Source organism: Brevibacterium sp. RIT 803, assembly GCF_016892625.1.
Lineage (GTDB): Bacteria > Actinomycetota > Actinomycetes > Actinomycetales > Brevibacteriaceae > Brevibacterium.
Window position 1 is genome coordinate 387443 of record NZ_JAFEMW010000003.1, and the last position, 20504, is coordinate 407946.

Sequence of the window (20504 nt, forward strand, 5' to 3'; positions counted from 1 at the left end):
TCCCTTGCCTAGTCCTCAGGTGTGGGAACCATTGTTGCCTGCTACGAGAGATCAGTCCAACAGATACTAGTTAGACCGGGCATCAGTTCAATCTATGAGTCTGACGCTGCGGGTCCCAGGATGTCGCGGGTCAGTTCGTTGAAGGCGCGTGCGCGCTTACTCAGACGCACGTCCTTGGGCCACACCATGGAGAGGTCGATGCTCGGGAATTCGTCGAGCAGCGGCACGTCGACGGTCATCGATCCGATGTACGTTCCAGAGGACACGCTCTGGCTCAGCAGCGAGTACCCGTGGCCCATCGCGACGAACGACCGAACCGTCTCGTAGCCCGCGAAGCTGTGTCGCACCCTCGGTACGATGCCGGCGATGCGGAAGAGCTCATCGTAGTACTGCCGGGAGAACGGCAGATCGAGCTGCACGTAGTCTTCGTCGGCGAGTTCACGCAGATGGATCGGACGCGGCCCCTCCGCTCCCCCAGCGAGGCGGTGATCGAGAGAGACGAGTGCGTGCGGTTGGACGATATCGATGAGGAATGAATCGAAGCGGTCGGTCAGTCCCAGCGTGTAGGTCAGCGCGATGTCGCAGACTCCGGCGATGACCGCTGTCTGCAGTTCATGGAGGTCGGCCTCGAAGTAATTGACTCTCACGTCGGGGTAGCGTTTTTCGAACTCTGCGTGGATGAGCGGCAGTCGGGTCGGGGCGATGGGTGAGAAGACCCCGACCGTGAGATTTCCGCTCAGCGACTGGGCCAGTCCGTGCGCGGTCTCCCCCAGTGCATCGGAGGATTCGAGGAACGGATTGACTTCGAAGAGGAAGCGTCGGCCTGCGGGTGAGAGGACCACGGAGCGGTTCTTCTGCCGGATGAACAGGTCGATGCCCAGGGTCCTCTCGAGCTGAGCCATGGCTGTCGAGATCGCCGACTGAGTGACGTTGAGATGCTTGGCCGCCTCTGTCATGTTCTCGCGGCGGGCAACCTCTTGGAAGTACCGGAGTTGAACGAGAGTGAAGTCGAGGGCCATGGTTCACATCTTCCCATGGGCAAGCTGTGGAGCTCGCTCAGCTGTCGGTCTGAGGGGGTTGGAAATAGACTGACCTCGTGCTTGCCTTTTCAGCGGTCAATGACCTGCCCACGCTGCCCCACGATGTTCTGGCCTCCATCCCGAGTCCGAGTGTCTCCAGCTTCTCGCTGGGTCCTCTGACGATCCACTTCTATGCGCTGTGCATCCTCGCTGGAATCGTCATCGCCATCGTGCTGACCAATCACCGTCTGACCAAGCGAGGAGTCGAGGACTGGCAGGTCCTCGACATTGCGACCCTGGCCGTCCCGATGGCCATCATCGGGGCCAGGATCTATCACGTCATCACGCACTACACGGACTATTTCGGCCCTGGGCGCAATCCGTGGAACCCCTTTGAGCCGGGCTCCGTGTGGGCGATCTGGGAGGGCGGGATCGCAATCTTCGGGTCGCTGATCGGCGGTACCCTGGGCGCGCTGATCATGTGCCGCCGACTCAACATCAAGCTGACGGCACTCCTCGACGCCATCGCCCCGGGACTCATCCTCGCCCAGGCCTGCGGACGCTTCGGCAACTGGTTCAATCAGGAGCTCTTCGGTCAGCCGACGACTCTGCCCTGGGGTCTGGAGATCGACCCGAACAATCCGGCCTTCCCGCCCGGACTGCCCGTCGACACACTCTTCCACCCGACGTTCCTCTACGAAGTCATCTGGAACAGCCTCGGCGCCCTTGTCCTGCTGTGGCTGGGACGCCACCTGTTCTTCCAGTGGGGACGCCTCTTCGGCATGTACCTCGTCTGGTACGGCGCCGGCCGCATCGTGTGGGAATCCATCCGCCTCGACCCCAGCTTCGTCGTCCTGGGTCTGCGCACCAACGTGTGGGCGGCAATCGGCGCAGTGGCCCTGGGTGTCCTCATCATCGGCATCCAGCGAATGCGGCATCCCGAGCCCGAGGAGTCTCCGTTCATCAAGGACCGGGAGCCGCAGACGACCGCCTCAGACGGACCGAACTCCGGTGTCGTCGGACCCGACACCGGCGGCCCGAACCTGAACCCAGCGTGACGATACGGCCCAGTAACATGGGATGTATGCACTTCACGCGTATGCTCTTGCACCTGCTCAGATCTCGTCGCCGTCCCACGCAGGGCATATGGGATGACTATTCCCTGCCTCTGCGAGTTCTCCCCACCGAGATCGACATCTTCATGCACGTCAACAACGGCATGTACTTCTCAATCATGGACTTGGGTCGTCTTGACATGATGGTTCGCAGCGGAGTCTGGACCTCCATTCGGAACAAGGGGTGGAGCGGCGTCGTCAGCGCCGAGACCATCAGCTTCCGCAAGTCCCTCAAACTCGGCCAACGCTATAGCGTTGAAACGAGGATCAGCGGAATCGATGACCGCGCCGTGTATTTTGAGCACCGCATCGTCGTCGCTGGAGAGATCTACGCTCGTGCCTTCGTCGCCACGCTGGTGACCTCGGAGAACGGCACAGTCACCCGCGATGAACTCGTCGACGTATTCGGGTCACCGCCTCCTGGCATGGATCTGCCCGACTGGCTCCACGAATGGCGCCTCCACAACTCGCTGCCAAGCCCCCGGCGACCGGCAGCGCACCGATGGGCGTAGCCAGTGCCCGCGGACTGATCAGACCATCAGAGACGAGCGATTGACCAACCGATCCTGCCGGAGTCGCTGCTTCAGGCGACCAAGGGCCCGCCGGTCTTCCAATACCCGAGGAAGGAGATGCGCTCCTTCGCGATTCCCAGGTCCTTCGTCAGATAGCGCCTGATTCGCGTGACAGCACCAGACTCTCCGGCGATCCAGATATACAGGTCCTCGCTCAGATCTTCAGGGGCACGGCGGCCTCCCCATTCGCGGGTCAATGCTTCGAGCCCAGATCCGGGGCCCGTGATCGGCTCGCGCACCAGCGACCTGTCACCGGTGGGCAACAGGGTCCCGTCGAGCGGGTTCGCTGCTTCAGCGAGGATCTCGACCTTCGCGCCTTCGCCGAGGCTGCGGTGGATGTTCGCGATCGCAGGGAAGGCCGTCTCATCGCCGATGAGCAGCAGCTCGTCCGCCGTTCCCGGATCCCAGTGGAGCCCGTACCCGGTGAAGCCGTTGCGCACGTCGGGGCCGTTGATGACGACACAATTCCCCACCTCGGCGTCTTGAGCCCACTGCGATGCCTGCCCCGCGGGGTGATGGATGAAGATGTCGACGTCGACTTCGCGCGCTTCGGGTCGAATCCCCGACGGAGTGTAGGTCCGCAGCACATTGCGCTCGTGCGCCGGCAGCTGCCTCCAGCGCGCGTACCAGTGCGATGGGTGCGGTGTCGGATCCGTGAGCAGTCCGAAATCAGTGATGCTTCCGTCCAGCAGGGGAAAGACTAATTTGATCCTCTGGTCGAGGCCCCACGGAGCGAAGCAGTCAAGAGTCTCGCCCGTGAACGTCACACGAATGAAGTTCGGTGCGATCTGAGCGATCGCGGACACCGTGACCGGAAACGCCGTATAGGCCCACGGTCGAGGCGACTCCACATTCATGCCTGTTCGGCGAGGTAGCTCTCGATGTCATCGAGAACCTTATGAGCGCCCTTCGGCCCCACCCCGGAGACCCAGTAGCTGGTGTCGACAGGCGTCACGGAGGGAAACGCGTCCGAGTTTCCGGCAATCACTTTGGGCACAGCGGAATCGTCGCTGACATCGTCGGCGGTGACGAAGACGGCATCGGCTCTGGCGTCGACGGAGTTCTCCGGTGAGATATCGGCCTGCAGTCCGTCGGCCCAATCCTGATCGGGAATCGAATAGCCCACGCATTCGAGCAGGCTGCCGGCGAATGAGTCCGGACCGTAGAGGCTCAATGTCGTCTCGTCGCGCGGCCGAATCATCTGGGCGGTGTCACCGTCGATTCCGTATTCGGCTTTGATGGATTCGCAGCGCTCGTCGACCTCGGCGAGGAGTGCCTCGGTCTCGTCCTTGCGGTCAAGGGCGTCCCCGATCAGAAGCGCGTTGTCCTTCCACGAATCGGCGTGGTTGGCGATGAAGACCGTCGGAGCAATCGCATCAAGCTCGTCGTAGAGCTTCGAATGCCGTGATTCGGTGCCGAGGATGAGATCCGGCTCCAGAGCCGCAATGGCTTCAAGGTCCGGCTCGGGCACCGTTCCGACGGATTCGACGCCGTCGACGCCGAGGTAGTCGGGAATGCCTGCGACATTACTCGCCACCGCCGCCCCCAATGGGGTCACACCGAGCGCGACCGCGGTGTCGAGCTCGAGGGGTTCCAGGGTCACGACCTTGTCGGTCTTGGCGATGATTTCGGCAGTTCCACGCGCGTGTTCAACCGAGTGCGTACTTGACCCTTCGTTCGTCTCCTCTGCACGGCTGCCGCTGTCGCATGCGGTCAGGAGGGCGAGGAGACTGATTGCGACACCGATTGCGGCTGGTCGGAGTCGGACTGCGGTTGGGTTCATGGTCAACTTCCGTCACGATGAGCGGTCGCACAGCTAGCGCGACCCGGCCATAGGTAAGGCTACCCTGACTAAGGACCGGGGGCCAGTCCTCATCAGACCATCGATCGCTTCGAGTCAGTGGCCCGCCGGTGACCCGATCAGCCCTCGGTGATCCACTCCTTGAGGAGGCCAAGACCCTCATTGATCTCGTCGAGCCCGATGCCGGAGTAGGCCAGACGGATGTAATGCCGGTCCTCCCCGCCCTGTCTCCTGCCGAAGTGCTCGCGGGTGCAGAACGAGACTCCGGTGTTGTGCAGCGCCTCGATGGAGAAATCGGCGAGGGTGGCAATCCCCTTGGCTTCCATCGCTTCGGTGACATCGGGGAAGACGTAGAACGTGGACCCGGGAGTGGCGACGCTCATTCCCGGGATCGAGTTGATGATCGAGCATGTGGCATCACGGCGTTTGCGCAGCACCTCGAGCATCCGCCCGACGGAGTCCTGCGGCCCTTGGAGCGCGGCGATGCCCGCCCACTGGACGTATTGGGTGGTGCAGGATTCGTCGTTGGTGTTCATCGTGGAAATCGCCCCAGCAACCTCCGGCGGTGCGACGGCACAGCCTAGCCGGGATCCCGTCATCGCGAACTTCTTGCTGAATGTGTAAAGGATGACAGTGCGCTCGCGCATACCGTCGAGTGCTGCGATGGACGTCGAACGGCCCTTGTAGCGCATCTCGAAATAGGCTTCGTCGGACAGAACCCAGAGGTCGAATTCCTGCGCGATCGCGGCGATCGCCTCACGTTCGGCATCGGTGGACTCGGCCGAGATCGGGTTCTGCAGGTCGTTGTAGATGATGGCCACCGTCTTGTCATCGATGGAGGCCCGCAGATGGTCGAGGTCGATGGCGAACCCGTCGTCAGTGGGCACATACCTGTAGGGAAGCGCGGTCCCGCCGAGGTACTCGATCTGAGATTCATAGATCGGGAACCCTGGGTTGGGGTAGAGCACACCCTCGCCCGGATCCATGACCGCCTGCAGGAACTTCGTGATCACCGGCTTGCCGCCGGTGGTGACGATCACCTCGGCGGGGTCGATGCTCATGCCTCGCCGGGATCCGATGTCTGCTGCCAGTGCCGCACGCAGCTCCGGAATTCCGGGGCCTGGGCAGTACCCGGTCTTGCCATCTTTGATGGCCTGATCCATGGCTTCGACGATGTGGCCGGCCATGGGGAAATTGAGGTCGCCGAGGTGGAAGGGATAGACCTGGTTGCCCTGAGCCTTCCAATCGGCGGCGGCCTGGGCGACCCGGAACGCGGTCTCGGTGCCCAGGTTGTCCAGGCGTTGAGCAGTCTTCATTGTCGGCTCCTTTATGCTGATCACTGACGGTCCGGTCATCCCGGGTCTTGAGCCCGTTTCCCGTCGCTTCCCTCACGATAGAGCACAGGGGTGCCGACTGTCAGCGATGATCAGACGTCAACATCATGCCGGGCGACCAGTTGCAGCTGATCTCGGACTATCAATTCACAACCGCAGGGCTATGCCCGACGAGTAGTACTCTGACCAGCAATATGCGCACGATCTGCTCCCTAAATTGCTGTGTTCTCGGATCTCTCTTTGCTCAGTTCGACAGTGCACGGACGACTGAAGAAGGTGATGTGCGACCGAGGAGCTTTGCCATCCACTCGCTGGTCGCGGCCAGGGACGACAGATCGACGCCCGTGGAGATTCCCATACCCTCAAGCATCCAGACGAGATCCTCGGTGGCCAGATTCCCGGTCGCGCTTCCGGCGAACGGGCATCCTCCCAAACCGCCTGCTGCAGAGTCGAAGACCCGGATCCCCGCGTCAAGTCCTGCGAGAACATTGGCGAGTGCCTGCCCGTACGTGTCATGGGTGTGAAGAGCGAGCCGATCCCGCTCCTGCTCGGTGAAGCCCTCAAGCAGCTCTCGCACATGGCCGGGGGTGCCGACCCCGATCGTGTCGCCCAGACTGACTTCATAACATCCGGCAGCCAACAGACGACGAGTCATGGACAGGACATCCTCGATCGGCACCTTCCCTTCCCACGGATCGCCGAAGCACATGGAAACGTAACCACGCACCGTGATGCCAGACCCGAGTGCCTCGGCGGTGATGTGCTCAGCATCAGCCAAAGCACCGTCCTTGTCGGTGTTGAGGTTCTTCCGTGCGAAGGTCTCCGTTGGGCTCACGAAGACGGCGATTGTCTGCGCGTTAGCCTTCTGGGCACGCTCAAGCCCACGATCATTGGGCACCAGCACCGGCATGCGCAGAGGAGCAAGATCACGAACGCCGTCGAGCACCTCGGCGGAATCCGCAAGCTGCGGGACCCAGGTAGGTAAGACGAAGCTGGTCACCTCGATCGGATTGAGACCGGCAGCAGCGAATCGATCGATGAAGTCGATCTTGTCGACCGTCGCCACCGATTGCGCCTCTGCCTGCAGACCATCGCGGGGCCCGACCTCGTAGATGCTCACCTCCGGGCGCTCTGGGCCACCGGGATGAGGATCCGGGAAGGCAGGATTCATTGCCGAATCCCAGTCAGAATCTCGGTGGCATGTTCGACCCTGACCGCGCCATCGGCAATGAGCTGTCTGACTACCAGGTCGACCTCTTCGCCTTCCGCCCCCGCGGCGACAGCGACATTGCGGGCGTGAAGAGACATGTGGCCGCGTTGGATCCCTTCGGTGGCCAGGGCTCGAAGCGCCGCGGCGTTCTGGGCCAGGCCGACCGCCATGATCACCGAGGCCAGCTCAGCGGCGGTTTCGACGCCCAGCACCGATACGGCGGTCTTCGCCCCGGGATGCACGCTCGTCGCACCGCCGACCAGCCCGACAGGCATCGGCAGTTCCATAGTTCCGACGAGGTTGCCCTGCCCATCGGCTTCGTAGCGTGACATTGCGGTGTAGAGTCCATCTGCCCCGACGGCATGAGAATGAGCCCCGGACTCAACGGCTCGTGTGTCATTGCCAGTGGCGAGGACGGCCGCGGTGATGCCATTCATGATCCCCTTATTGTGCGTTGCCGCCCGGTAGGGATCGGCAACGGCGAATTCCGCGGCGTCAAGCATGTTCTCCACCACCTCGGGGCCGCCAAGGAGTTCAGCGTCGAATACTGCGCGAACACGAGTCAGTCTCCGGTCCGCCTTGTTCGTGAGTATTCGCAGGAGTGTGCGGCCGCCAGCGATCTCGGCCAGTCGTGGCGCCACCGCCTCGGCCATCGTGTTGACCGCATTCGCACCCATCGCATCCTTGACGTCGACGACCAGGTGGACGACGACGTAGGTTTGCCGTCTGCTCGGCACGAGGCGAACGACGATGTCGCGCACACCGCCTCCGACCTCGACGAGTCGCGTGTCCTGGGCGTCGGCAAGTGCACCGATCTCCTCGCTCGCTTCAAGAAGACGCAGGCGAGCTGCCTCGGGATCAGCGACATCGAGAATCTGTATCTGGGCCTGCATGAGCGGCGGTGTCTGCGAAGTCCGAAATCCGCCGAGTTCGCGGGTCATCCGGGCAAGGTTGCTCGCGGCAGCAACGACCGATGGCTCCTCAGTGGCCATCGGGACGAGCACCTCCCGACCGTCGACACGAAAGTTCGTCGCAATGCCGATCGGAATCCCCAGCACTCCGAGAACGTTCTCAATCATCCGATCGGCCTGGTCGAGGGACAGACCCGTCTCCGGGCTCCAGGCTTCCAGCGCTGTGACCGGCACTCCCGACATCCTCGCCACCTCAGCGCGCCGTTCCTCGATCGAGTACTTCCTGAATCCTGAAATCCTGCTGCTGTGCGCCGCTTCTCTGCTCACGCTTGCCCTCCGGTGACGTATCGATTGCCTCAGTTGTGGTTGCTCAGCTCACTGTAGGTGCCGATCCGGACCCATCGGTATGGTTGATTGCCCAAGCAGAAGCTCGTCGAGGTGGTCGCTCGTCTATAGGTTCTTCGGTGCCAGCTTGGAACCATGGCACCATCCCCTGCCTACCGAACCATCTCAATGAGGAGAATCATGACATCGAACATCGCCGACGAACCGACGGACAAGACCAGCACACGGCCGAGTAAAGCGCCGAGTGAATCGGTGGGTGCCGACAACCGGGCACATCAGCCCAGCATGCGGACCATTGCCCTATCGAGTCTCCTGGGCACCACCGTCGAGTGGTTCGATTTCTTCGCCTATTCGACGGCCGCCGCGCTCGTTGTCAATACGCTGTTCTTCCCCGAATATGATCCGGTGGTCGGCACGATACTTGCCTTCGGTGGAATCGCCGTCGGCTATTTCGGACGGCCTCTCGGGTCGATCGTCTTCGGCCACTTCGGTGATCGCATCGGTCGCAAGACCATGCTCGTGCTGTCCCTGATGCTCATGGGAGGGGCGACCTTCGCCATCGGTCTGCTTCCCACATACGCTCAGATCGGTGTGGCCGCTCCGCTGCTGCTCATGTCCCTGCGCTTCATCCAGGGATTCGCCCTCGGCGGCGAATGGGGTGGAGCCGTGCTCATCGTCGTCGAACATGCACCCGCCAACCGCAAGGGTCTCTACGGAAGCGTCCCTCAGATCGGACTCGCTCTCGGGCTCACATTGGCAACGCTGATCTATCTGGGACTCAATCAGCTCCCCGCTGCCGCATTCGAATCATGGGGTTGGCGTGTGCCGTTCCTCGCGAGCGCCGTGCTCGTGGTTCTCGGTCTGCTGATTCGACTGAAAATCTCCGAGACGCCTGAATTCGAGGCGATCCGAGCTCAAGGGCGAAGCGCTCGGGTACCGATCGCGGAGACGCTGAGCACTCATTGGCGCGAAGTCTGCCTCGCGGCGCTGAGCTTTGCCGGGATCGGCGCGGTCTTCTACATGCTCTTCACCTTCAGCCTGACCTACGGCACCGAGTACATCGGTTTCGATCGCGGCCAGATGCTGCTGATGGCGACCCTGTGTTCGATCGGTGCTGCGATCGGCATTCCGGTCGCCGGTCATCTGGCGGACAAGCATGGTGCTCGCCGGATCTTCACCATCGGCTCGGCGGCCATCGCCATCACCGCTTTTCCCTCATTCTGGCTCATCGACACCGGCAACCTCATGCTCGCACTGTTCGGCTACGCGCTTGCCACCATTGCCTTCTGCGCCTCCTATGGCACCCTTGGGGTGCTCTATGCTGACGCTTTCGATGTGCGGATCCGCTACACCGGGATCTCGCTCGCCTTGGGCATCGGAACGATTGTCGGATCTGCGTTCGTTCCGATCATCTACCTTGAGCTCCTCTCGACCTACGGCGGCTCATGGGCCATCAGCCTCTACATGATCGTCGCCGGAGCAATATCGATGATCTCAGCGCGGCTTCTGCGCCAGCGCGGACTCTAAGAGTTCTCCTCGGAGGCGGAGGAGACGAACAGCCGCATTCACCCGGAACCGATACTCCGGGTCGGCCAGTGCACCATCGGTGAGTTCGTGGATCCGTTCGAGGCGCTGATGGATGGTGTTCTTATGGACGTGGAGCATCCGCCCGGCTCCACTACCGCTCTCACCAGCGTCGAAGTAGGCACCGAGAGTAGCAATGAGTTCGGTCCCTCGACGTTCATCCCAGGCAATGATCGGATCGAGCATCTGCGCGATGAACTGCACCGCTGCATCTGGATCCGTGGACGCCAAGGCTTGATAGGGGACAAAGGACTCGGCAGGAACACTCAATCCGGCGATCCCCAGCGACGGGAGAATCTCTAGGCAGCGCGCAGATCGTTCGGCCGAGGCCACGAGAGACTCATCGTGGATGGGGGCGAAGACCGCTGTGATGGCCGAAGGCATCTCGGCAGCAAGTTGTCGTCGCAGCCGTTCCGTATGCTCCGGCCCGTCCGCGATCGCCCATAGGACTATCAGTTGATTGCCTCGCAGAGTGAATATTGCCTCATCACCGACGAGCTGGGCGATCCGTCGTGTTGGGCGGACCGTGTCGCCATCGGGAATGCTCAGTGCCGATGCCCACCGGATCTGACCGGAAAGCGTTAAAAGCTCCGAGGTGGGATCGGCTCGTTCGAGTTCGGTTCCGTCAAGGAGATCGCGGAGGATGCGTGATCGACGTTCCGCGCGAGCGGTGTCCACGGCGTCGCGTTTCAATGACAGCAGCGCCGCCACATGTGCCGCACGCTCGAGGAGTCGATATTCGACGGCACTGTGACTGCCGGACTCCGCCTGCATGATGAGCGCTCCAGTCAGGGAGTCGGCACCCACGATCGCGATGGTGATCCAATGGGTGTCGTCTATCGTCGCTTCCGCGCAATGCCCAGTCTCCCGGCTCTCCGCCACCGCGGCGGCGAGCTTGTGTGCAGCCGGCACGGAAACCACGTCGATGGGATCGGCCGTGAGTCGGCGCAGTCGGGCGTCAAGAGCAATCACCGGATGCGCGAGGGCCCGTGACATCGTGGTCACGATCTCCCCGATCGAACCACCCGCGACCACGGCCGCTGTGAGCGTCTCATGGACTTGATTCGCCCGCTCCATCTGCGCGACATGATCGGCGAGCTCACGATAGGCAGTCTCGGCAGCCTCGGCGGCTTGGTGACTGTTGCGCAACAGTCGGGCGGAATTCAGGGCGACCGTGGCATGATCGGCGAAGGCCGACAGCAGTGCGACCTGCTCCGGAGTGAAATCGTGGCCGAACCGGTTGCAGGCGAAGAGGGCACCGAGGATCTCGTTTCCGACGATCATCGGGACACCGAGGAATGAGCTCAGCCCTTCGGCCTCGACCGCTGCATCGATACCGGGATCACGAGGTGCCTCGATCATCTCCTCGTAACGGGAAACCCAGACCGGGGCACGCGCCTCGACAACCTTGCTTGCCAGCCCCTTCCCCATGGGAACGACGAGGTCGCGGAAGAGTTCCGAGACGGTGCCGACGGAATGGCGCACGCGCATTCCACCGGTGCCCGCCTCAATCTCGGACAGATAGGTGACGTCCGTTCCGATCAGGTCGTGGGCGCGCTGGACCAGACGCTGGAGCACCGTATCTACATCGTGCAGCGCCACGAGTTCTCGGGCAGATGACAGCAGCCCGGCGAGTTCCTGTGATCGGCGATGCAGATGCGAATGCGTGTTCTGCAGCTGCCGTGCCTCGGCGATGATCCGCTGTGCCGTGCGGGGGTCAAGACCCTCAGCGCGGATGCGCGAGTCGATCTCCTCAATCGCAGCAGTGTGGTCCGCAGATGTCGCTCTGAGGAGCGCCAGCACCGTGTCGGCCGATACCTCGTCGTTGAGTTGAGATGCTCCTACAGGTCCGTGGTGATCCATGCCTTCATGATAGATTGCCACATTCTCCGCCCGGTTCGATTATTCGGCTTCGCTGTCGTCGATCCCGGACTCGGACGCCGAGGCACGACTGGGGAACTGTGGGGCGCGGCCTTCGGCGAACGCGGCGAGGCCCTCCTTGGCATCGGGGCTGGCGAAGGCCTGCTGCCCGTAGAGCGCTTCCGCGTGAAAAGCAGCGCTCAGCGGCATCTCCGCCAGTTGCGAGACCGAGGATTTGATGACTGCGAGCGAGTTCCCGCTGAGTTGCAGCAGTCGTTTCGCCAGGCTCACCGCATTGTCGAGGAGATCGGCCGCGGGCACCACCCTGTTGACCAGGCCGCGCTGCAGTGCCGTCTCCGCATTGATCGGATCGCCCGTGAGCAGCAGTTCCATAGCCCACGGATACGGCATCTGCCGAGTCAGCCGCGCCAGGGTCCCACCTGCAGGAACGACTCCGACGCCGGGCTCGGGCAGCCCGAAGCTCGCCGAATCGGCGGCGATCCGCAGATCGGTGGACAGCATGATCTCGAAGCCGCCTCCCAAGCAGAGACCGTTCACCGCGGCGATGACCGGCTTGGACAGCCTGCTGTGTTTCTGGTGAGCGCCGTCCCATTCGGAGATGTCGAACCGCCCCTCGGCGAGTGCCGGGATCGACTCCTTGAGATCGGCACCGACGCAGAACGCCCGCTCGCCGGCGCCGGTGAGGATGGCCACTCCGAGGTTCGGATCATCGCGAACCTCGTCGAACGCCGCAGACAGCTCCTCGTACATCGCCAGGGTCAGCGAGTTGAGCTTCTCGGGCCGGTCGATTGTGATGATCCCGATCCCCTCAGAACGTTCGAACCGGATCCCACTCATCGCACTGTCCCCGAGGCCCGCAGATTCGCAATGGCCTCGTCATCGAGTCCCGCCAGTTCACGCAACACGGCATCGGAGTGCTCACCGGTCCCGGGGGCGAGTGCTCGTGTGAGCGGCGGTGTGTGGCTGAGTTTGATCGGTGAACCGAACATCCGCACCGACCCATGGTCCGGGTAGTCGACCTCGACGATCATGTCGCGAGCAATGATCTGGGGATCGTTGATCACCTCGCCGATGTCCTTGACCGCACTGAGGGGAACAAGATCACCGGCCATCTCCTCGAGCTCGACCTTCGTGAGATCGGCAAACCATTCGTTGATGATCGGCCTGATCCGACGCTCGTAGGTCTCCTGGTCGAATCGTTTGGCCATGGAGTCGATCTCAGGATCAACAGCCTGGTCAGCGGTGCCGAAGATCTCGCAGCTCAATGTCCAGAACTTGTCGGTGTATCCGCCGAAGAAGACATAGCCGTCCTGGCAGGGGAAGAGTTCATAGGGGCGCACGAAGGGATGCTGGTTACCTAACGGCTCCGGCACGGTGCCTTCCGCGGTGTAGGAGACCACGGCATTCTCGGTCAGGCTGAGAACCGAATCCTGTTGGGAGATGTCCACCAGCTGGCCCTCGCCGGTCGCCTCGGCATGTCGCAGTGCGGCCAAGGTGCCGATGACGCCGTAGAGACTAGCCGAGAGATCACCGATGATCGTGCCTACGCGGGTTGGCGGTCCCTCGCGCTCACCGTTCATCGACCACAGTCCTCCCGTGGCCTGTGCACTGTTGTCATAGGCGGGTTTGCGCCGATAGGGACCAGTCTGGCCGTATCCGGAGAGCGCGGTGTAGATGAGTTTCGGATTGACCTCACGCAGCTCGGTCCACCCGAGTCCCAGTTTGTCCATGGTCCCAGCCCGGAAGTTCTCCACGAGCACATCGGCACGTTCGACAAGCCTGCGCAAGGCATCCTTGCCTTCTTCGTGACGAAGGTTGAGTGTGAGACCGAGCTTGTTACGGTTGTACTGGGCGAAGAACCCGCTCACCGACTCCCCGTCCGCCTCGCTCGGCAGTTCCGGAGGAAACGCCCTGGTGTAGTCCGGATCGTCGGGGTGCTCGACCTTTACCACGGTTGCTCCGAGGTCGGCGAGCATCGTGGAACAGTACGGTCCTGCCACGACGCGGGTGATGTCAAGGACGATGACTCCGTTGAGCGCTCCCGGGCTCACTGCTTCTTGGCGCAACTGTCCAAGAAGCGAATCGATCTCGCTCATGCTCTGACCTCTTCTGATTCGATGATGACCCGCGCCGAGAGCAGGGTGCCGCACTCCGGACTGAACAGCTCTTCGACGAGGACCCTCTCCGTGTCCGATATGCGTTCACGTGCGCGAACTCCGAGCTCCTTGAGTCGCTGTCCCGCAGGGGTGAGAGTCCGTACGGCCGATGACCGCCAGTCCTCTCCGGTACCCAGGCGAGCGCCTGAGGCGGGGCAGTACCATCCGGTGCCATCGTGCTTCGGCGCGGAGAACTCCGCCGTAGTGGCTGGGTGCGAGGCCTCCAACGAAAGGAGATCGCCTGGTGTTTTCGACACACGGGATGCGCGAATGCGAGTGCGCTCTGCGACTGTCGCCTCGACATCGACGACGGCTTCGGAACCGTCACGGCCAGGGGCGGAATCGTCCGGGCTCAGAATGACGCCATAGACGTCATGGGCAACGGCCGGGGTGACGTATCGGTCGACGAGGTCGGACCGGACCGCTTCGGGATCGCGAAGTAATGGGTCTCCATAACCTCCGCCTCCGGCGATCCACTGGACGAGCACGTCGTTCTTCCGAATCGGCACCGACTGCTGGTTGATCTCGAGCAGCTCGTCCGCGCTGTAACGCAGGTGCTCGAGTTGGGGCACTCGCCCTTCCCGGTAGCCGTCTGCTGCGTCGGTTTCACGCAGGACTCTGTGTCCGCTGCCTCCTCCGGGCAGTCCGCCGGCGAACCCATCGGCGACGACCGCCGAATTCGGTGCGAATACGGTCTGGGTGACTTCCTGAGCTCCGTGCAGCGTCCATGCGAACTCGAGTCCGAGCCCGCCTCGGTGCGCTCCGTGCCCGGCGCTGTCGATGTTGAGTCGCTTCCACAGGTAGAGAACGGGATAGAGCATCTCATTCATCTCGACATCGGGAAGCATGTTGTTGACCTGCGTCATCATTCCGGCGCAGTCAAGGCCGTCGCGCACGGGTTGCGCCCCGGCTCCCATTCCTCCGCCGTCCATGTTGAACAGGACGAAGAACTCATCGTTGTCGTCGGTTCCGGCAGAGATTCCGCCGGTCCAGGAGTCGGCCCACACTCCCTGTGACCGGCCGAGGATCTCCTCATCGCTGCTTCGGCTGCAGGCCTCGCTGAGCAGCTTCGTGATCACCCGGCTGACTCGGGCGCCTGTGGTCAGATGCCCGTTGCTGATCGGCGCTGGGGGGACGGGATTGACGATTGATCCTGCCTCGGCTTTGACCTCGAATGCTGTCATCACTCCCTCGTTGAAGGGAACGTCCCAGGCGAGGATCGGCACCACGGCAGAGGCGACGCTGCCGACGAGGGCACCGTAGCTGCAATTGACGAATCCGTCTGTCTGGGGGCTCGAACCGGTGAAGTCGAAGTCGATCTGTCCGCCGGATTTGGTCATCGTGCAGGCGACTCTGAACAGTTCGTCGACGTGCCCGTTGTGTTCGGTCCATTCTTCGGCGCTGTAGACGCCGTCGGGGATCTCGGAAATACGTGAGCGGACAACCTTCTCGGCAAGTTCGAAGCTCAACCGAGTGCATTCTTTGAACTCCGTGATCCCGAATTCGTCGATCGTCTCGAGCAGGCGCCTGATGCCCGTGTTGTTGCTCGCAATGAGAGACCGGACGTCGTTCCAGAACAGCGCCGGCACACGAACATTATTGAGTATCAGTCGCCTGATCGCATCCACCGGTTCGCCGCGGTCGAAGATCTTCACTCCTGGAGGCAGGCGGATCGCTTCGCTGTAGCAGTCATAGGCACCGGGAGCGAAGCCGCCTGCGGTCATGCCGCCGACGTCGACCAGGTGGGCCTGGGACTGTGCCCATCCGATGAGTTCCTCTCCGGCGAAGATCGGAGAGATGATGTTGGTATCCGGCGGATGGCTCGCCCCCGAAGTGTGGGGGTCATTGCTAATGAACGCATCGCCGGGGTAGATCGGATCGTCTCCGATGACTTTCACGAGTTCCTCGACCGCGACGCTGCCGGAGCCGATGTGGAATTGTACGAAATCCGAATAGGCGTAGATTCGGCCCGTCGGGTCAAACAGCGCGGTGTTGAAGTCACCTGCTTCGGTGATGACCGGGGATCCGGAGGAACGGATCATTGCAATGCCCATTTCCTCAACTATCGAATCCAGGCGCATGCGGATGACTTCGAGGCGAACAGGGTCAACCTTTGAGTGCTGGTGTGTCGTGGTCATGGTGTGCTCCTAACGGACGATGAGTCAGGCCTTGGCGCCGAGGCGGATGAGGAAATGTCCTTGCGGTGTCATCTCGACCGAGGCACCTGAAGGGACGTAGATGGTGGTGTCGGGTTCTTCGAGCAGGCACGGGCCCTGGGCAGAACCGATTACGGAGAAGTCCCGGTAGACATCGGCCTCGACCCGATCTCCGTGTGGTTCGAGGATTGTGCGGGTGAATGTGGCCGCATCATCGCGTTGATCTACGACCGAGGACAGGGACTGCGTGCTTTGGATTTCACTGTGGCCCACCGCCCTGACCCGCGAGTTCACGAGAAGCAGTTCGGCTTCTGTCCACGCAGTTCCGGTTCCGAACTCGGACTCGTAGTCTTCGACGAAACGTCGGTGCAGTTCGGCCTTGTCCGATTCGGTGAATGGTCCCGGTGGGAGGGTCGTGGTCACCTCGAAGATTTGACCGACGAACTTCATATCGGCCTCGCGGGTGAGTTCTCTGCGCTGGGTCGGAATGTTCTCTGAGGTGAACCAGGCCTCAGCGTGGTCCTCGAGTTGGGAGAATTCCGACTCGAGAGCCTCGGCGTCCATCCCCATCGTCCACGGACTCGTTCGTACGGCCGAGTACACCGAATCGGCGTGCATGAGACCGTATGCGGAGAACACTGCGGCATTGCGGGGTATGACGATCTCGGACACTCCGGCCTCCTTCGCCAGGGCGGCAGCGAACAGGCCCGTCGCTCCGCCGAATCCGACGAGAGTGAACTCGCGCGGATCGTGACCGCGGTTCACGGTGATCTTGCGCAGTGCGTTCGACATCTGAGAGCTGGCAAGTTGGTAGATGCCCTGGGCAGCTTCGTCGACGTCCAGCCCCAACGGGGTCGCCACATGCGATGCGATGGCATCGCGTGAAAGCTCCGGATACAACGGCACCGTACCCGCCAGGTAGTACTCGGGATTGATGAGCCCCAAGGCGAGTGCTGCATCGGTGACGGCGGGATGATCTCCGCCGGCTCCGTAGCATGCTGGGCCTGGAACCGAGCCCGCACTGTGCGGCCCGACGCGCATGAGCCCACGTCCGTCGACCCAGGCGAGGCTTCCACCGCCGGCGCCGATAGTTTCGATGTCCACGGCCGTCAGGCTCGTCGGCATTCCTCCGACCTCAGCGCGGGGAAGGACCCGGAACTCACCGTCCATGATCGCTGCGGCGTCGAGGCTCGTTCCGCCCATGTCTGCTGTGAGGATGCGTGATCGGCCTAGTTGCTCACCGAGGAGCCGTGCACCTGTCACGCCTCCCACCGGTCCGGAGTTGAACATGGAGATCGGCGCCTTGGACGTCTCTTCGACGGAGAGGAACCCACCGTGGACCTGCATGATCTGGACTGGCGTTTGGAGTCCAGCCCTCTTCAGTTGGGCGTCGAGCTCCCGGAAATGTTCGGTGACCAGCGGTTTCACGGCGGCGTCGAGTGTCGTGGTCACCATTCGCTCGTACTCGCGATAGACCGGGGTGAGGCGACTCGAGAGCGTGTAGGGAACATCGGGGTGATGCTCGTCGAGGTAGCGTGCGATCGCCTCTTCGTGTGCCGAATTCCGAAATGACCACAACAGGCACACGGCGACCGACTCCGCACCGGTCGACAAGGCGCTTCCGACCGCTGTGCCCACGGCCTCGTCAGTCAGTTCGAGCAGCACCGAGCCCTGGGCGTCGATTCGTTCTGGGACTTCGACGATGCGCCTGCGTTGTACGACGTCCGGTGGGGACGTCATTGCGTGGGGGTTTCGTTCATCGGTTCGGGCTGACCGTGCGATCCGCAGCGTGTCGCGGAATCCGGCGGTGGTGAGCAATGCGACGGGTGCGTACTTCTGCTCGTCGACGGCGTTCGTCACGATCGTGTTGCCGAGGACGAACCGCTCGATCTCAGGGACAAACTCCGATTCACTGCGTCCCAGTCGGCCCCGCAGCACTTCAAGAGCCTTGAGGATTCCTGTCGTGACATCTCGGGTGGAGAATGCCTTTGCCGTGTACGCGTGTCCGTCGTCGAGTGCCACGGCGTCGGTGAATGTTCCCCCGACATCGATTCCCACATGCAGCGTCATGCTGTACTCCTGTCTCGCCATTGAGGTCGTATCTTCCGTCGAGCAATACGTTCAACTGCTCAGACAAGTCGAGCCTAGAATGGAAAGACCTCGTTGAGTATGTGACAAAGCCACAGGGTCGACCAAGGGGATATGGGCAATCTTCTAAACAGGGTCGCTGACCGGGGTAACTCTGATGGAGCCGAGGCCCTATGGAAGGTGGAATCGAACCATCCTCACTGACATTGATGTATTGAGTTCACGGCCCCGTCTGACCTTGCGCCAATAACCCTGCAGCTGCGTACCGAGCGGTTAGATAGAGCGCTTCTAGTCAATCGCGTGGAGAGATGAACAACTTGCGCAGCGGTGCTTCGTCGACGTACCACCGGGTCTTCATTCCAGCTTCGAGGCGGACGAGTCTTCCCGGTGACAGCACGACCGGTGACAGTTCCGGAGAGTCGAATTCGATCCGACCGGTTCCGCTGATGACGAGGAAGACTTCCTCGCCTTCGACGTCGCGCATCGCCCCAGCGCTCATCTCCCACAACCCGTATTCGGCTCCGGCAATCGTGCCCAACTCTGCGAATGCTGTCGTCGTGCCCGCGACCGAAGTGCCGTCCGCCGAGTCGGCAGTTTCCATCCGCTGCCAGTCTTCAACAGGCTCGTGCTCGAGGGGAAGATCGTGGGTGCCAATCGGCTCCATTGCGCTCATGGAATCAGTGTATCCAGGGACCCGTTTCCTTGCGCTGCGGAAATCGTGAAATCAGAACTCATCCGCGCGGATTTCATATGGCAATACGCGACCCCGCGACCATTTACTTCGCGCCAGCCATGAGATAGAACTGATTCCGTACACTGTCAGCGCTGACAAACCGTCATCGCTCGCCGGGTACCCACGATCAGGAGAGAATGAATGTCGTACCTCAACGGTGAGGCGTCTCACTGGCTGTCGCAGTCCCCCGCCGAGACCACCGCCCCTTCCCCACTTCCCGCAGAACAACAGGATCTTGTCATCGTCGGCGGCGGTATGACCGGGCTGTGGTCCGCCTACTATGCCCGGCAAGCCCACCCTGACTGGCAGATCACCATCATCGAAGCCAAGCACATCGGCTTCGGCGCCTCGGGTCGCAACGGTGGGTGGCTCTCGACTCTGTTACCCGGCAACCGGGCCAAGTACGCCGAGGCGGTCGACCGTGCCCGAGCCACAGACCCCACGGGTCCGGTTGGCTCGGCAGACCAGGACGGGGTGGATTCGGTGAAGTCGTTCCAGTCGGCTCTGTTCGACTCGATCGACGAAGTCCTCGAGGTGCTCGACCGGGAGACCATCGACGCCCACCAGATACGCGGCGGCCACATCGACATCGCGCAGACCGAAGCGGGAATGGCGAGAGTCCACGAACTCTTCGACGCCAACCAGAAGTACGGCTACGGCCTACAAGACATGGAACTCCTCGGTGCGGAGGAGACACGGACACGCATCAGGGTCGATGGCGCCCAGGGCAGTGTGTTCGTCCCGGGCACGGCCCGAATTGACCCGGCCCTTCTGGCCCAGGGACTCGCCCGCGTGCTCCGTGCTCAGGGAGTGACGATCTGCGAAGACACCACCGCCGGCCACATCGGCAAAGGCGTCGTGTCGACGAATCGCGGCCCGGTCACCGGGCACACGATCTTCGTGTGCCTCGAGGGCTACTCGGACACCGTCGGCGGCGACCTGCCGGGGTTGCAGGGACGCCAGGTCATTCCCGTGTTCTCGTCGATGATCGCGACCAACCCGCTCCCCGCCTCGGCGTGGGAGGACATCGGTTGGCACGGCAGGGAATGTTTGGGCGATACCGCGCACACCTTCATCTACGCTCAGCGCACTGAGGACGACCGGATTGCCCTGGGCGGGCGCGGAGCACCGTACGCATTCGGCTCCGGCCTGCCCGGTCAGGGTCAGGTTCCCACCGAGGTGGTCGAATCGCTGCGCACCCGCTTGGGTTCGCTGTTCCCCGAGCTCGACTTCGAGGTGGCCCATGCGTGGCGGGGCGCGCTAGGAGTCACCCGGGACTGGTGTGCCGGGATCTTCTTCGACAACAGTCAGCGCATCGGTGTCGCCCGCGGCTACGCCGGCCACGGTGTCACGGCGACACATCTGGCGGCGAAGACCCTGATCGACCGGGCCGCCGGCATCTCGACTCCACTGACATCTCTGCCGTGGAACGACCACCATTCGGGGCAGTGGGAACCGGAGCCGATCCGATGGCTGGGAATTCGCTCGATGTACAAGATCCTCAACTTCGCCGACGACTGGGAACGCATCACCGGCGCAAAGAAGACGAGCCTGCTCGCACAGTTCGGCTCAAGGCTGGCCGGACTTCACGAATAGCGA

At 62.4% G+C, this 20504-nt stretch carries 16 protein-coding genes; 4 read left to right on the forward strand and 12 right to left on the reverse strand.

Annotated features, from left to right (window positions below; translation table 11 throughout):
• Positions 1-92 precede the first annotated feature (92 nt).
• Positions 93-1019 carry a LysR family transcriptional regulator gene (locus tag JTF07_RS12105; protein ID WP_204234514.1) on the reverse strand — a complete coding sequence of 309 codons (927 nt, stop codon included), beginning with the start codon at positions 1017-1019 and terminating at the stop codon, positions 93-95.
• A gap of 77 nt (positions 1020-1096) precedes the next feature.
• Here JTF07_RS12105 and lgt point away from each other — a divergent pair, with 77 nt between their 5' ends.
• Together lgt and JTF07_RS12115 are read left to right on the forward strand one after the other, a co-directional pair.
• Positions 1097-2077, forward strand: a complete 981-nt coding sequence (gene lgt, locus JTF07_RS12110) for a prolipoprotein diacylglyceryl transferase (protein ID WP_353843952.1) — start codon at positions 1097-1099, stop codon at positions 2075-2077.
• A 26-nt stretch (positions 2078-2103) separates the two neighbouring features.
• Positions 2104-2646, forward strand: a complete 543-nt coding sequence (locus JTF07_RS12115) for an acyl-CoA thioesterase (protein ID WP_204234515.1) — start codon at positions 2104-2106, stop codon at positions 2644-2646.
• Between the two features lie 71 nt (positions 2647-2717).
• On the opposite strand, the gene JTF07_RS12120 is transcribed toward JTF07_RS12115, so the two are convergent.
• The 5 genes from JTF07_RS12120 to JTF07_RS12140 form a co-directional block, all read right to left on the reverse strand.
• A complete protein-coding gene (locus JTF07_RS12120) occupies positions 2718-3563 on the reverse strand; it encodes a siderophore-interacting protein (protein WP_204234516.1) in 846 nt (281 codons plus the stop codon).
• Positions 3560-4489, reverse strand: coding sequence for an ABC transporter substrate-binding protein (locus JTF07_RS12125; RefSeq protein WP_204234517.1), 930 nt, complete (start codon positions 4487-4489; stop codon positions 3560-3562). Before JTF07_RS12125 ends, JTF07_RS12120 begins: the two co-directional genes overlap by 4 nt.
• Before the next feature lie 137 nt (positions 4490-4626).
• Positions 4627-5823 carry a pyridoxal phosphate-dependent aminotransferase gene (locus JTF07_RS12130; protein ID WP_204234518.1) on the reverse strand — a complete coding sequence of 399 codons (1197 nt, stop codon included), beginning with the start codon at positions 5821-5823 and terminating at the stop codon, positions 4627-4629.
• 262 nt (positions 5824-6085) lie between these two features.
• A complete protein-coding gene (locus JTF07_RS12135) occupies positions 6086-7012 on the reverse strand; it encodes a hydroxymethylglutaryl-CoA lyase (RefSeq protein ID WP_204234519.1) in 927 nt (308 codons plus the stop codon).
• Positions 7009-8322: a hydroxymethylglutaryl-CoA reductase, degradative gene (locus JTF07_RS12140; protein ID WP_213018826.1), complete on the reverse strand. Its 1314-nt coding sequence runs from the start codon at positions 8320-8322 to the stop codon at positions 7009-7011. The genes JTF07_RS12135 and JTF07_RS12140 overlap by 4 nt, the downstream gene beginning before the upstream one ends.
• Before the next feature lie 165 nt (positions 8323-8487).
• Between JTF07_RS12140 and JTF07_RS12145 the strand changes: the two genes are divergently transcribed.
• Entirely contained in the window at positions 8488-9834 is a 1347-nt protein-coding gene (locus JTF07_RS12145; RefSeq protein WP_204234520.1) for an MFS transporter, read from the forward strand.
• On the opposite strand, the gene JTF07_RS12150 is transcribed toward JTF07_RS12145, so the two are convergent.
• From JTF07_RS12150 to JTF07_RS12175, 6 genes are all read right to left on the reverse strand, one after another.
• Positions 9802-11754: a helix-turn-helix domain-containing protein gene (locus JTF07_RS12150; RefSeq protein WP_204234521.1), complete on the reverse strand. Its 1953-nt coding sequence runs from the start codon at positions 11752-11754 to the stop codon at positions 9802-9804. The genes JTF07_RS12145 and JTF07_RS12150 overlap by 33 nt on opposite strands.
• A 39-nt stretch (positions 11755-11793) precedes the next feature.
• Positions 11794-12609 (reverse strand): enoyl-CoA hydratase/isomerase family protein, encoded by an 816-nt coding sequence (locus tag JTF07_RS12155; RefSeq protein WP_204234522.1) that lies wholly within the window; start codon positions 12607-12609, stop codon positions 11794-11796.
• Entirely contained in the window at positions 12606-13868 is a 1263-nt protein-coding gene (locus JTF07_RS12160) for a CaiB/BaiF CoA transferase family protein (RefSeq protein WP_204234523.1), read from the reverse strand. The genes JTF07_RS12155 and JTF07_RS12160 overlap by 4 nt, the downstream gene beginning before the upstream one ends.
• Entirely contained in the window at positions 13865-16066 is a 2202-nt protein-coding gene (locus tag JTF07_RS12165; RefSeq protein WP_204234524.1) for a hydantoinase B/oxoprolinase family protein, read from the reverse strand. The genes JTF07_RS12160 and JTF07_RS12165 overlap by 4 nt, the downstream gene beginning before the upstream one ends.
• Positions 16067-16090: 24 nt before the next feature.
• Positions 16091-18154 carry a hydantoinase/oxoprolinase family protein gene (locus tag JTF07_RS12170; RefSeq protein WP_204234525.1) on the reverse strand — a complete coding sequence of 688 codons (2064 nt, stop codon included), beginning with the start codon at positions 18152-18154 and terminating at the stop codon, positions 16091-16093.
• A gap of 310 nt (positions 18155-18464) precedes the next feature.
• Positions 18465-18845: a cupin domain-containing protein gene (locus JTF07_RS12175; RefSeq protein ID WP_252199761.1), complete on the reverse strand. Its 381-nt coding sequence runs from the start codon at positions 18843-18845 to the stop codon at positions 18465-18467.
• Between the two features lie 201 nt (positions 18846-19046).
• On the opposite strand from JTF07_RS12175, the gene JTF07_RS12180 reads away from it, so the two are divergent.
• A complete protein-coding gene (locus tag JTF07_RS12180; protein WP_204234526.1) occupies positions 19047-20501 on the forward strand; it encodes an NAD(P)/FAD-dependent oxidoreductase in 1455 nt (484 codons plus the stop codon).
• Positions 20502-20504: the final 3 nt, after the last annotated feature.

Excerpts from the sequence above, each read along its gene's own strand:
- JTF07_RS12150 (WP_204234521.1), bottom strand. The coding sequence starts at position 11,754 with ATGGATCACCACGGACCTGTAGGAGCATCTCAACTCAACGACGAGGTA.
- JTF07_RS12155 (WP_204234522.1), bottom strand. The coding sequence starts at position 12,609 with ATGAGTGGGATCCGGTTCGAACGTTCTGAGGGGATCGGGATCATCACA.
- JTF07_RS12120 (WP_204234516.1), bottom strand. The coding sequence starts at position 3,563 with ATGAATGTGGAGTCGCCTCGACCGTGGGCCTATACGGCGTTTCCGGTC.
- JTF07_RS12135 (WP_204234519.1), bottom strand. The coding sequence starts at position 7,012 with ATGAATCCTGCCTTCCCGGATCCTCATCCCGGTGGCCCAGAGCGCCCG.
- JTF07_RS12170 (WP_204234525.1), bottom strand. The coding sequence starts at position 18,154 with ATGACGCTGCATGTGGGAATCGATGTCGGGGGAACATTCACCGACGCC.
- JTF07_RS12160 (WP_204234523.1), bottom strand. The coding sequence starts at position 13,868 with ATGAGCGAGATCGATTCGCTTCTTGGACAGTTGCGCCAAGAAGCAGTG.
- JTF07_RS12145 (WP_204234520.1), top strand. The coding sequence starts at position 8,488 with ATGACATCGAACATCGCCGACGAACCGACGGACAAGACCAGCACACGG.
- JTF07_RS12105 (WP_204234514.1), bottom strand. The coding sequence starts at position 1,019 with ATGGCCCTCGACTTCACTCTCGTTCAACTCCGGTACTTCCAAGAGGTT.
- JTF07_RS12130 (WP_204234518.1), bottom strand. The coding sequence starts at position 5,823 with ATGAAGACTGCTCAACGCCTGGACAACCTGGGCACCGAGACCGCGTTC.
- JTF07_RS12180 (WP_204234526.1), top strand. The coding sequence starts at position 19,047 with ATGTCGTACCTCAACGGTGAGGCGTCTCACTGGCTGTCGCAGTCCCCC.
- JTF07_RS12175 (WP_252199761.1), bottom strand. The coding sequence starts at position 18,845 with ATGAGCGCAATGGAGCCGATTGGCACCCACGATCTTCCCCTCGAGCAC.
- JTF07_RS12115 (WP_204234515.1), top strand. The coding sequence starts at position 2,104 with ATGCACTTCACGCGTATGCTCTTGCACCTGCTCAGATCTCGTCGCCGT.
- JTF07_RS12125 (WP_204234517.1), bottom strand. The coding sequence starts at position 4,489 with ATGAACCCAACCGCAGTCCGACTCCGACCAGCCGCAATCGGTGTCGCA.
- JTF07_RS12165 (WP_204234524.1), bottom strand. The coding sequence starts at position 16,066 with ATGACCACGACACACCAGCACTCAAAGGTTGACCCTGTTCGCCTCGAA.